The sequence below is a fragment of the Buttiauxella izardii genome (assembly GCF_003601925.1).
GTDB lineage: Bacteria > Pseudomonadota > Gammaproteobacteria > Enterobacterales > Enterobacteriaceae > Buttiauxella > Buttiauxella izardii.
Genome location: NZ_QZWH01000018.1, coordinates 1 through 12,588 on the forward strand (window position 1 = coordinate 1; position 12,588 = coordinate 12,588).

General features: G+C 50.8%; 12 protein-coding genes. 7 read left to right on the forward strand and 5 right to left on the reverse strand.

Annotated elements, in window-relative coordinates; translation table 11 throughout:
• The coding region (tssI, locus tag D6029_RS09560) for a type VI secretion system tip protein TssI/VgrG (protein WP_120064554.1) at nt 1-1,331 on the reverse strand (1,331 nt) is incomplete at its 3' end.
• Nucleotides 1,332-1,852: 521 nt separating this feature from the next.
• Here tssI and nrdD point away from each other — a divergent pair.
• From nrdD to D6029_RS09575, 3 genes are all read left to right on the forward strand, one after another.
• Complete coding sequence (gene nrdD / locus D6029_RS09565) at nt 1,853-4,003, forward strand: anaerobic ribonucleoside-triphosphate reductase (protein WP_120064555.1); 2,151 nt, start codon at nt 1,853-1,855, stop codon at nt 4,001-4,003.
• A gap of 107 nt (nt 4,004-4,110) precedes the next feature.
• Nucleotides 4,111-4,575: an anaerobic ribonucleoside-triphosphate reductase-activating protein gene (gene nrdG, locus D6029_RS09570; RefSeq protein ID WP_120064556.1), complete on the forward strand. Its 465-nt coding sequence runs from the start codon at nt 4,111-4,113 to the stop codon at nt 4,573-4,575.
• Nucleotides 4,576-4,773: 198 nt separating this feature from the next.
• A complete protein-coding gene (locus D6029_RS09575; protein WP_120064557.1) occupies nt 4,774-6,873 on the forward strand; it encodes a GmrSD restriction endonuclease domain-containing protein in 2,100 nt (699 codons plus the stop codon).
• Between the two features lie 6 nt (nt 6,874-6,879).
• On the opposite strand, the gene D6029_RS09580 is transcribed toward D6029_RS09575, so the two are convergent.
• A complete protein-coding gene (locus tag D6029_RS09580; protein WP_120064558.1) occupies nt 6,880-7,515 on the reverse strand; it encodes an NAD(P)H-binding protein in 636 nt (211 codons plus the stop codon).
• A gap of 15 nt (nt 7,516-7,530) precedes the next feature.
• Nucleotides 7,531-7,974: a YhbP family protein gene (locus D6029_RS09585; protein ID WP_120064559.1), complete on the reverse strand. Its 444-nt coding sequence runs from the start codon at nt 7,972-7,974 to the stop codon at nt 7,531-7,533.
• Nucleotides 7,975-8,027: 53 nt separating this feature from the next.
• Between D6029_RS09585 and D6029_RS09590 the strand changes: the two genes are divergently transcribed.
• Nucleotides 8,028-8,336, forward strand: a complete 309-nt coding sequence (locus tag D6029_RS09590; protein WP_120064560.1) for a GIY-YIG nuclease family protein — start codon at nt 8,028-8,030, stop codon at nt 8,334-8,336.
• Here the strand turns inward: D6029_RS09590 and D6029_RS09595 are convergent.
• Nucleotides 8,320-8,826 (reverse strand): GNAT family N-acetyltransferase, encoded by a 507-nt coding sequence (locus tag D6029_RS09595; RefSeq protein ID WP_120064561.1) that lies wholly within the window; start codon nt 8,824-8,826, stop codon nt 8,320-8,322. The genes D6029_RS09590 and D6029_RS09595 overlap by 17 nt on opposite strands.
• Nucleotides 8,820-9,344 carry a ubiquinone anaerobic biosynthesis accessory factor UbiT gene (gene ubiT, locus D6029_RS09600; protein ID WP_120064562.1) on the reverse strand — a complete coding sequence of 175 codons (525 nt, stop codon included), beginning with the start codon at nt 9,342-9,344 and terminating at the stop codon, nt 8,820-8,822. Before ubiT ends, D6029_RS09595 begins: the two co-directional genes overlap by 7 nt.
• Before the next feature lie 248 nt (nt 9,345-9,592).
• Here ubiT and ubiU point away from each other — a divergent pair, with 248 nt between their 5' ends.
• The 3 genes from ubiU (at nt 9,593) to D6029_RS09615 (ending at nt 12,565) form a co-directional block, all read left to right on the forward strand.
• Entirely contained in the window at nt 9,593-10,588 is a 996-nt protein-coding gene (gene ubiU, locus D6029_RS09605) for a ubiquinone anaerobic biosynthesis protein UbiU (RefSeq protein WP_120064563.1), read from the forward strand.
• An 8-nt stretch (nt 10,589-10,596) separates the two neighbouring features.
• Complete coding sequence (locus tag D6029_RS09610; protein ID WP_120064564.1) at nt 10,597-11,481, forward strand: U32 family peptidase; 885 nt, start codon at nt 10,597-10,599, stop codon at nt 11,479-11,481.
• Nucleotides 11,482-11,563: 82 nt separating this feature from the next.
• Nucleotides 11,564-12,565 carry a luciferase-like monooxygenase gene (locus D6029_RS09615; RefSeq protein ID WP_120064565.1) on the forward strand — a complete coding sequence of 334 codons (1,002 nt, stop codon included), beginning with the start codon at nt 11,564-11,566 and terminating at the stop codon, nt 12,563-12,565.
• Nucleotides 12,566-12,588 lie beyond the last annotated feature (23 nt).

The following is a 12,588-nucleotide window of genomic DNA, read 5'->3' on the forward strand; positions in this document are numbered from 1 at the left end:
GGCTGGTCGGGGTCGCCGTTGAGGAAATCAACAATCACTTCCTGGCCGACGCGCGGGATGGCGATATTGCCAAAGCCGGTTCCCGCCCACGCCTGGGACACACGTACCCAGCAGGAGCTTTCTTCGTTGGCTTTGTTATAGCGGTCCCAGGCAAATTTCACCGTCACGCGCCCGTGCTCGTCGCAGTAGATTTCTTCTCCGGCCGGGCCAGTGACGATGGCGATTTGCGGGCCGTCTATCAGCGGTTTGGGTAATGGCTGTGGTCGCCAGGTCTGGATGGCAGGAATAACGTGGAATTCGCAGTTCAGCGTGGTGCCCTGACCGGAGCTGCCGATTAACGCCTGCGGCTGGCTGCCGGTCAGCATGCAGGACACCACCTGCCACACGTCGTTCAGGTCTTCACGCGGATGGTCGGTCAGTGCGAAGCGGCGTCCGGGCTGGAGTTGCGGGGAGTTGCTGGTGCCGCTGGCAAAATCGACGTTATTGCGCCAGCCCTCCACCTGATATCTGGCAAAATCGGCGCCGTGCTGTTCATCCTTGAAACGCCCCGGATAGTCGAAAATTTCATATTCCGGGCGCTGGTACGCCAGTTTTCTGCCGTATTCATTGTACTGCACGGGCCAGCCCGGGGCGGTGAAGGTGTAATCCTGGGTGGTGACCTGCGCCGGGCGGATTTGTGCGCTGCGGCGGAAGGTATTGATGCAGTAGGTGGAGGATTCTGAGGCGGCGTTCGGGTTATAGGGCAGTGAACCCAGACTCCGCAGGACCGAGCTGTCATCGGCAAACGTCAGTTTCTGGGCGTTCTCTTTAAGATATTCCTCCTCAAAGAAGAATAGTCCCTCTTCTGCCGCCAGTCGGGAGATAAATTCATAGTCCGTTTCCATAAACTGCACACAGAATTCACGCTCAGGATGCGGGCGGCGGAACAGGGTGTCGTGAGTACGGATATCCATCTCTTTAAGCAGCTTCGCAAAAATGTACGCGATGTCGTAGTTCTGAAAGCTGCGGCAGTTCTGACGTTGTGAACTGCGCCAGAACTCGGGGTGGACGGTCATGGTGTACAGCGTCTGGTGTTTGCCGGTGTCGCCCTGTTCGCAGAACGTCACGATGCCGCGCACCCGGCGCTGGAGCGTTTCCCCCTGCCAGATGGTGAGCGTGGCCATTTCGTCGAGTACCTGTTTAAAGCCAATCGCCGGGTCGTTGCAGGCGACGGTGATATCCAGACGAAACAGGGAAGAAAGGGACTGTTTGAGGGTAAAGCCCACCACAGCGAAGGTTTCAGCCGGTGTGCGGCCAGCGTTGAAGATAAAGCGGGTGCCATCTGAAGCCATGATGGAAGTCCTTTCCTGTCCGTGGAATTATTGACCAGAACGTATGGCTTGAGCACAACCATCACGAATATAAATACAATGAAATCAATAATATATTGGATGTGAAAGATAAATTGGGAACGAAGGAGTGACCGTGACGAATGTCACATAACCAGAAATAGGAAAGCGTACAGAGTTATGACAAGAGGGATTGGTGACTATATGTCCGAAAGGCACACTTTGAAAATTTACTCATTCGGGTCCCCCTTCTCCCTCCTGCACCACCCGATTTACCTTGTCCTGCATCAATAAAATCGCAAACATGTTTGATGCAAATCACTACATATAGACCTTAAAATGCACCCCGCCCCTACATCTTGTATTTATCGACTATTATAGCAACAAGAACCACAGACACTTCTGGGGATTATCTGTGGATAAAAGCAGGGGCAAAAACAGAAAGCCTATGGCAATGCGAGCAATACCCGGCTTGCTGACAATGACATCCCTTTGTGGATAACCTTTTTTTAGATGGAGAGATCATGACACCGCATGTGATGAAAAGAGACGGGTGCAAAGTACCTTTCACTTCAGAGCGCATTAAAGAAGCTATTCTTCGTGCAGCTAAAGCAGCGGGAGTCGATGACGCAGACTATTGCGCCACCGTCGCAGACATTGTGCGTGTGCAGATGGAAGGCCGCAGCCAGGTTGATATTGGCGAAATCCAGACCGCCGTTGAAAACCAGTTGATGGCGGGTGACTACAAGCAGCTAGCGCGCGCTTACATCGAATATCGCCATGACCGTGATATCGAACGCGAAAAACGTGGCCGCCTGAATCAGGAAATCCGCGGTCTGGTGGAACAAACAAACTCCGCTTTGCTCAATGAAAACGCCAATAAAGACAGCAAAGTTATCCCGACTCAGCGCGATCTTTTAGCCGGTATTGTGGCGAAACACTATGCCTCGCAGCACTTGTTGCCGCGTGATGTGGTGCTGGCGCACGAGCGTGGCGATATTCACTATCACGACCTCGATTACTCGCCGTTCTTCCCGATGTTTAACTGCATGCTGATTGACCTCAAAGGCATGCTGACGCACGGCTTTAAAATGGGTAACGCGGAGATTGAGCCACCAAAATCCATCTCTACAGCGACCGCCGTCACCGCGCAAATCATCGCCCAGGTTGCCAGCCATATTTACGGCGGCACCACCATTAACCGCATTGATGAAGTGCTGGCACCGTTTGTGACCGCCAGCTTCGAAAAACATCGTGAAACCGCAGAAGATTGGCAGATCCCAGATGCCGAAGGCTATGCGCTTTCTCGTACCGAAAAAGAGTGTTACGACGCTTTCCAGTCGCTGGAATATGAAGTGAACACGCTGCATACCGCTAATGGTCAGACGCCGTTTGTGACGTTTGGATTTGGCCTCGGAACCAGCTGGGAATCGCGTCTGATTCAGACTTCTATCCTGCGCAACCGCATTGCAGGTCTGGGCAAAAATCGCAAAACTGCCGTGTTCCCAAAACTGGTTTTCGCTATTAAAGATGGCCTGAACCACAAAGCGGGCGATGCCAACTACGACATTAAACAGCTTGCTCTGGAGTGTGCCAGCAAGCGCATGTATCCGGACATCCTGAACTACGACCAGGTTGTGAAAGTGACCGGCTCGTTCAAAACGCCAATGGGCTGCCGTAGTTTCCTCGGTGTGTATGAAGAAAACGGCGAGCAGATTCACGACGGGCGTAACAATATTGGCGTAATCAGCCTGAACCTGCCGCGTATTGCGCTGGAAGCGAAAGGCGATGAAGTCGCTTTCTGGAAGTTGCTTGATGAGCGCCTGGAGCTGGCATACAAGGCGTTGATGACACGTATTGCACGCCTCGAAGGAGTGAAAGCTCGCGTTGCACCAATCCTGTATATGGAAGGGGCTTGCGGTGTGCGCCTTAAAGCGGACGATGACGTTTCTGAGATTTTCAAAAATGGCCGCGCGTCGATTTCCCTGGGCTACATCGGCATCCACGAAACGGTGAACGCGCTGTTTGGCAATCAACACGTTTACGACAGCGAACAACTGCGTGCAAAAGCGGTGGCGATTGTTGAACGTCTGCGTCAGGCAACCGATACATGGAAGGACGAAACTGGCTACGGTTTCAGCCTTTACAGCACGCCGAGTGAGAACTTGTGTGACCGCTTCTGCCGTCTCGATACCGCCGAATTTGGCGTGGTTCCGGGCGTGACGGACAAAGGTTATTACACCAACAGCTTCCACTTAGACGTTGAAAAGAAAGTAAATCCATACGACAAAATCGACTTTGAAGCGCCGTATCCACCGGTCGCGAACGGCGGTTTCATCTGTTATGGCGAATATCCAAACATTCAGCACAACCTGCAAGCGCTGGAAGATGTCTGGGATTACAGCTACAAACACGTTCCGTATTACGGCACCAACACGCCAATCGATGAGTGCTACGAGTGCGGCTTTACCGGTGAGTTTGAATGCACCAGCAAAGGCTTCACCTGCCCGAAATGTGGCAACCACGATGCCGCTCGCGTGTCTGTCACGCGCCGAGTTTGCGGTTATCTCGGCAGCCCGGACGCACGTCCGTTTAACGCTGGTAAGCAGGAAGAAGTAAAGCGTCGCGTTAAGCATTTGGGTAACGGGCAGTTAGGCGTTTCGCAAAGCAATTGACATCAGAGCAAGGCGGCAAACGAAGAATCCCAGGGAGCTGACTAAAGTCAGTGACCTGGGTGATTGAGAGCAGCTAACGCAGCTATGGTGTCAAGTGAGAAGCGAAAATGAACATTCACCAATACTACCCGGTCGACATCGTTAACGGACCGGGAACACGCTGCACGCTGTTTGTTTCCGGCTGCGTGCATGAATGCCCCGGGTGCTACAACAAAAGCACCTGGCGGGTAAATTCCGGTATGGCATTCACCCTGGAGATGGAAGACCGGATTATTGCCGATCTGAATGACACTCGCATTCGCCGCCAGGGTTTGTCGCTTTCGGGCGGCGATCCGCTGCATCCGCAAAACGTGGCTGATGTGCTGAAGCTGGTGAAGCGAGTGAAAGCGGAATGTCCCGGCAAAGATATCTGGCTGTGGACGGGTTATAAAATTGATGAATTGATCGAAGCTCAACGTGAAGTGGTTGATTTAATCAATGTGCTAATCGACGGCAAGTTCGTGCAAGATTTGAAAGACCCGGCGCTGGTCTGGCGTGGTAGTAGCAACCAGGTTGTGCATCATTTGCGGTAAAACAATAAGTTACGACCAATAAAACTTCCCCGTTTTATTGGCCGTAACGCACTAATAGCTCATCCTTCCACAGCAAATCATTGATGTAACAGCCTCTTTTTCACATTCCTTAGCGCTAAAATAACATCAGTTTTTTATTATTAATCATGCTGCGATTGGCAAAACATCTCCCTTTTGTGGCTTAGCTAAGGATGCGCTATGAAAGCGACGGAAGCTCGCCTGTTTGATTTTCTGAAGAAATCTCCCCAGTTTGTTATTCCTATTTACCAACGCAATTATTCCTGGACGATTACTCAGTGCCAACAACTCTGGGATGACATTATTCGCGCGGGTCAGCGAGAAGATATCCAGGCACATTTTATTGGGTCGGTGGTATATATCGAGCAAGGGCTGTATCAGGTAAGCAGCCAGTCGGCTCTGCTTGTTATTGACGGTCAACAGCGTCTGACTACCGCAACATTGATTATTGAAGCATTGTGCCGACACCTCGGCGATAGCGAACCTTTAGAAGGATTTTCTGCTCGCAAGTTACGCCATTATTATTTGCTTAACGATCTGGAAGAGGGAGAACGTGGCTTTAAACTTCTTCTGACTCAAACAGATAAAGAGTCTTTATTGGCATTGCTCAGGCAAAAGCAATGGCCTGAAAACCACTCCCTGCGTCTGAAAGAAAATTTTGATTTCTTCGATGAAAAGCTCAGTAAAATTCCAGAAGATTTACTGCTTGTCTGTAAAGGGTTAGCGAAACTATTAATCGTGGATGTGGCGCTGAGCCGTGGGCAGGATAATCCGCAACTGATATTTGAGAGCATGAACTCCACGGGCAAAGCCCTGAGTCAGGCCGATCTTATACGTAATTTTATCTTGATGGGGCTTGAGCCAGGCCATCAAACAAAGTTGTACGAAGACTACTGGCGCCCCATGGAAATGGCCTTCGGGCAGGAAGGCTATAACGCCCAGTTTGATGGTTTTATGCGCCATTATTTAACAGGAAAAACCGGCAATATTCCGCGAATTGATGATGTTTACGAAGCGTTTAAAGCCTATGCTCGTGAGCCGCAAAATCATGCTGATGGCGTTGATAAGCTTCTCAAAGATATCCAGACGTATGCTTGTTATTACTGCGCAATGGCGCTGGATAAAGAACCAGATAAGCAGCTTTCATTAGGTTTTAGAGACTTGCGAGAGCTAAAAGTGGATGTGGCTTATCCCTTTTTATTAGAGCTTTATCATGATTATCAGCACGATGATTTGTCGGTAGCCGATTTTTTGGCTGCGATAAGGTTGATTGAATCTTACGTTTTTCGCCGTGCGGTCTGCGCAATCCCGACCAACTCCCTGAACAAAACTTTCGCGACGATTAAGAAATCGATCAATAAAAATACTTACCTGGAAAGCATTCAGGCTTATTTGCAAGCATTGCCCTCCTATCGCCGCTTCCCGGATGATGAAGAATTTAAACGTGAAATTAAAAAACGCGATCTTTATAACTTCCGTAACCGAAGTTATTGGCTGCGCCGTTTAGAAAATGAGGGACGTAAAGAACGTATCTCAGTGGATGAATATACGATTGAACATATTATGCCGCAGCAGCGACCTCTATCCTCCGCCTGGCAGAAAGACTTAGGGCCAGCGTGGAAACAAACTCATGATTCGTACCTGCATACGCTCGGGAATCTGACTTTAACGGGCTATAACTCAGAATATAGTAACCGTGTGTTTAGTGATAAGCGTGACATGAAAGGTGGATTTAAAGAGAGCCCGTTACGGCTGAATCAAGGTCTGGGAAGTTTGGAGCATTGGGATGAACAAGGGATTGTGGGCCGCGCACAAATGTTGGCACAAAAGGCAGTCGAAGTATGGCAGGCTCCGAATCTACCGAGCGAGACTCTTGTTAGCTATGCTGAAAAACGGCCTGACAACGCTGCCTGGAGCCTTGCCGATCATCCACATTTATCAAACCATTCTCCAATGCGGGAAATTTTCGATGTGTTCCGCCAGCAGGTGCTGGAGATCGATGAAGGAGTCACTGAAGAGTTCACCAAACTCTATGTGGCTTACAAGGCAGAAACCAATTTCGTCGATGTTGTTCCACAAAAAAGTCGGCTCAGATTGTCCCTGAATATGCCTTTTTATGAGCTTTCAGACCCGAAAGGTTTGGCTAAAGATGTCACGAATGTTGGCCGCTGGGGAAATGGGGATGTAGAAATTGGGCTTTCCTCTCTCGACCAACTGCCTTACGTGATGGGATTAGTGCGTCAGGCTTTCGAAAGACAGATGGGTGAGGAAAACACATAACGGCGTCTAGGTCGCCATTTCCCGTAACTGGCGTGAATCCAGAATATTCACGCCTTCACGCGATGGTAACAGCGCTTCATGCAGCATCGCTTTTGCCACATCCCTCGCTTCGATTGACTTCCATTTGCCGGGCATGATTTTAAAAAACGGTGCGAAAAGCGATTCATTAAGGCGTTGTGATTCGCGGTGCCCTAGCAACATCGACGGGCGCGCGATGGTTAAGCGCGGCCAGTCTTGCGCGATCAACGCTTCTTCCATTTCACCTTTCACACGATTGTAGAAAAACAGCGATTTGCTGTTAGCACCAATCGCGCTGACCACCAGCATATGCTTCGCGCCAAGGCGCAGGCCGGTGATTGCGGTATCGACCACCAGCGTGTAATCCGCCAGCACAAAAGCTTCTTTGCTTCCTGCTTCGCGCATCGTGGTGCCAAGGCAGCAAAAAACGACATCCACCGGCTCAGTTAATTGGGTGAGCGCATCGCTAAGTTGCGGATCATGCGGATTGGTGACTTTGTTCATTGGGGTTATCGGTCGCCGCGTTGCGGCAACGATGTGGCTAACTTGCGGCTCATCAATCAGCATGCTTAAGAGGTGCCCGCCAATCAGGCCTGTGGCTCCTGTAATCAAAACACGGCTCATAAGATCTCCTTTCACTTATTCACCAAGTTTAGTGTCTTCCCGTAGCCAGTGGAGTTTTTTCCCAAAACCGAGCGTGTTGTCGGTCATTTTCAGCTCATCGATACGAATTTCCCAGACCGGGGCTTTCATCACTTTTGCCACCGGGAAGCGTTTGCAGTAACGATTGCGAATGTGTGCCGCATCGTCTTCTTCAACGAGGGTGATTTCACCCCGGAACTGGACGCCACGAATCAGCGCAACCGTTTTGGGCTGGCCGTTCACGGTTCCGGCGACATTGGCCTGTTTGCCAATGATCTCGCCGTGACGGGTGTGAGTTTCGCTTAACAGATAGAAAGCCACGCGCGGCTCATCGAATAAATAGAACGCATTGGCGCACCATAAATCGCCCTGACTGCCTGCGCAGTAAGTCAGTACATGCTGCTTGTTCAGCCAACGACTGATGGCATTGAGAGTTTCCATGGGCAACCTGAAGAGTGATATTCTGCGGAAAACGTTAATTATGCGCCTGACCTATGTCTCCCTGGTATCTCTATTTAGTCCGAACTCTCGATAACCGTTTATACACGGGCATTACCACCGATGTGGAGCGCCGTTTCTTGCAGCATCAGGCTGGAAAAGGGGCGAAAGCGTTACGCGGAAAAGGTGAATTGACGCTGGCATTCAGCCATCTGGTCGGCGATCGTTCGAGCGCATTGCGCCTGGAATACCGGATTAAGCAGCTGACTAAGACTCAGAAAGAGAGATTAGTGGCAGGCATTTTGTCTTTTGAAGACCTGCTCGCAGGCCTTCAAAAGAGTACCGAGATTAAAACTCTCGATTGAAGTGTTCGTGATACTCAACCAGCCCCGAAACGCCATTAAGCGCGTCATCAGCCAGTGGATGAATCAGGAAATAGGCTTCGGTTTCCGGCCAGGCACAACGCAAATCGAACTGTGCGGCAGGAACAAAACCGAAGCGCCCGTATAGGGCCGGTTCGCCTAACGTAACAACGGCTGCGTAGCCAAATTCATTCAATGAATCCAACCCTTCATAGACCAGTTGCTTCGCCAGACCCTGACCACGGTAAGCTTCGTCAACCGCCAGCGGTGCCAGCCCAACCCACTGAAGTTCTTCACCTTCGACGGCGACCGGGCTAAAGGCCGCATAACCGACGACTTGACCTTCGTCATCAGTCGCTACTACGCCCAGCGTTAACAAGCCGTCTTCTCGTAAATCTTTCACTAAATCTGCTTCGCCGTTGCCGTTAAAAGAACGACGAAGTAAAGCGTCGATGCCTGGAGCATCAATAGGTATTTCTACACGAATCAGCATGGCTCACCTACCGAGTTACTTTCTGGAACAGGCTTGTGTTTCATACCTGCTTCGACAAAATCAGCCAGTTGCAGCAGCAGTATGCGTAAAGGTTTTGGCATCGCATCCAGCTCAATGGCATCCATTAAATTTTTGACGTACAAACCCAGCTCTGTATCACCTTCAATAACCAGGCGACGCTGGAAAAACAGGGTGTCAGGATCTTGTTTACGTGCGGCGATCATCAGCAGATCGTTGGCCGAGGCGCTGAAACTAACATCTGCCGGAGCGTCTTCACGAACCACCAGCTTATTATCCTGCACCGAAGTAAACCATTTTAGACCGAGATCGCGAACTTCAATGCTTAACCAGCGATCCTCAAGAAACTCGAGTTCACCCTCTTCCATTGCCTGACGAAACTGCCAGCCCAGAACCTGTTCAAGTACCTGGCGCTTCAGAGCAAAGGGAGTCAGTTTAACCGGTGTTCTTAACAGTGACGGGCCAAAATGGACCAGACGTGAACGCAATTTATCCAACACGAGCTTTACTCCTTGAGAAATTTGAACGCTATTTTGCCACACCAGCCATTCTCCGTAGCGGTGCAAATCAACAATTACGCGGGTTATCGATAGCACTATATTGATGTCATCAATACGCCATTAACTGCCTTAAATCAAAATTTGTCGTGGACGGGTTAACTAAAATCCCAGTTCGTTAACAATTTTGTGGCCCTCGCCCTGGGCTGCATGGGTCACCTGACAGGTTACCCAATGATTCAGGATAAATTATGGAGTTGCTTTGCCCAGCCGGAAACTTACCGGCGTTGAAAGCGGCCATCGATAATGGTGCCGATGCGGTTTACATTGGCCTGAAAGATGACACCAACGCCCGCCATTTTGCTGGACTGAATTTCACGGAGAAGAAACTGCAAGAAGCGGTGAGTTACGTGCATCAACATGGCCGTAAACTACACATCGCTATTAATACGTTTGCGCACCCGGACGGCTACGTGCGCTGGCAAAGAGCAGTGGATATGGCAGCGCAACTCGGAGCCGATGCTTTAATTCTCGCCGATCTGGCGATGCTTGAGTACGCAGCAGAGCGTTATCCGCATATTGAGCGCCATGTTTCGGTACAGGCCTCCGCAACCAATGAAGAAGCCGTGCGCTTTTATCATCGCAACTTTGACGTGGCACGAGTGGTGCTACCGCGCGTGTTATCCATTCACCAGGTGAAACAGTTAGCTCGGGTGACTCCAGTGCCGCTGGAAGTATTTGCTTTCGGTAGCCTGTGCATTATGGCTGAAGGGCGTTGTTATCTCTCTTCCTATCTGACCGGTGAATCACCGAATACGGTAGGCGCTTGTTCACCTGCGCGTTTTGTTCGCTGGCAGCAAACGCCGCAAGGGCTTGAATCCCGTCTAAATGATGTGCTGATTGACCGTTATCAGGACGGTGAAAACGCCGGTTATCCGACGCTGTGTAAAGGGCGCTATCTGGTCGATGACCAGAAATATCACGCGCTTGAAGAGCCAACCAGCCTGAACACGCTTGAGCTGCTGCCCGAGTTGCTGGCGGCGAATATTGCCTCGGTGAAAATTGAAGGCCGCCAACGCAGCCCGGCGTATGTCACCCAGGTGGCCAAAGTGTGGCGTCAGGCCATCGACCGTTGTATGGCTGACCCGGAAAACTACCGTGCGCAACCAGCATGGATGGAAGCGCTGGGCGAAATGGCCGAAGGCACGCAAACCACTCTCGGTGCCTATCACCGTAAATGGCAGTAGGAAACCCCATGAAATATTCATTAGGGCCGGTACTTTACTACTGGCCAAAAGAGACGCTGGAAAAGTTTTATCAGGCCGCCGCAAACAGCAGCGCTGAAACTATCTATCTTGGCGAGTCAGTGTGCAGCAAGCGCCGCGCCACCAAAACTGGCGACTGGCTCGATATGGCAAAAAGCCTGGCAGGCCAGGGCAAGCAAGTGGTGCTTTCCACCCTCGCGCTGGTTCAGGCTCCGTCCGAACTCAACGAGCTAAAACGATATGTTGAGAATGGCGATTTCCTGATTGAAGCTAACGATTTGGGTGCGGTGAATATGGCGGCAGAGCGCAAGCTGCCGTTTGTCGCGGGTCATGCACTCAACTGCTATAACGCGGTGACGCTGCGTTTGTTGCTCAAGCAAGGCATGATTCGCTGGTGTATGCCGGTTGAGCTGTCGCGCGACTGGCTGGCGAACATGCTGACTCAGTGTGACGAATTGGGCATTCGCAATAAATTTGAAGTAGAAGTCCTCAGTTACGGTCATTTGCCGCTGGCCTATTCTGCGCGCTGCTTTACCGCACGCTCCGAAGACAAGCCAAAAGATGAATGCGAGACCTGCTGCATTAAATATCCTGTCGGGCGCAATATGCTGTCGCAGGAAAATCAGCAAGTGTTTGTGCTTAACGGCATTCAGACCATGAGCGGCTATGTTTACAACCTCGGTAACGAACTGGCGTCAATGAAAGGCCTGGTCGATATGGTGCGTTTGTCGCCGATGGGCATGGAAACTTTGCGCGTTCTGGAAGCTTTCCGCAAAAATGAAAACGGTAATGCACCGTTGTCACTGGTGCAGCAAAGCGATTGTAATGGTTACTGGCGACGCGTTGCTGGCTTAGAGCTGATGACTCAGAGCTGAGAAAAGGCTCACTTTGTTACTTAATTGTTGATGATTTTGCGTAATACTGAAAAGTAATCAGCAGAAAACAAAGTGAGCCGTTATGACTTCAGTCCCGTTCTCTCTACTCGATTTAGCCCCGATTCCACAAGGTTCTGCGCCTCGTGATGCATTCCATCGTTCTTTAGATTTAGCTCGCCTGGCCGAAAAGCGTGGCTACCACCGCTATTGGCTGGCTGAGCACCACAACATGACCGGGATTGCCAGCGCGGCAACGTCGGTGTTGATTGGTTATCTTGCGGCAAATACTGAAACATTACGCCTCGGTTCTGGTGGCGTGATGCTGCCGAACCATTCACCGTTAGTGATTGCCGAACAGTTTGGCACACTTGAAACGCTCTATCCCGGACGCATTGATTTAGGGTTAGGTCGCGCGCCGGGAAGTGACCAACGCACGATGATGGCGCTTCGTCGCCATATGAGTGGCGATATCGACAACTTCCCGCGCGATGTCAGTGAACTGGTTTCATGGTTTGACGCAACCGATCCAAACCCGGCGGTGCGCCCGGTTCCTGGTTACAACACGAAAATTCCCGTCTGGCTGTTAGGTTCGAGCCTGTATAGCGCGCAACTTGCTGCACAGCTTGGGTTGCCGTTCGCCTTTGCCTCGCACTTTGCGCCGGATATGTTATTCCAGGCATTACAGCTTTATCGCGCCCAGTTCAAACCTTCTGCACGCCTGGAAAAACCGTATGCGATGGTGTGCATTAATATCGTCGCTGCCGACAGCAACCGTGATGCCGAATTCCTGTTCACCTCCATGCAGCAGGCATTCGTTAAATTACGTCGCGGTGAAACCGGCCAACTACCGCCGCCAATTGAAAATATGGATAACTTCTGGAACCCGGCTGAGAAATATGGCGTGCAGCAGGCGCTGAGCATGTCGCTGGTGGGTGATAAAGCAAAAGTGCGCCACGGATTAATTTCACTGCTGCGAGAAACGCAGGCGGATGAAATTATGGTCAACGGGCAAATCTTTGATACCGAAGCGCGATTGCATTCATTTGATTTGGCGATGGATGTGTACGAGAGTTTGCAGGAGTAACTTAACCCAACCCTCTCCCTGAA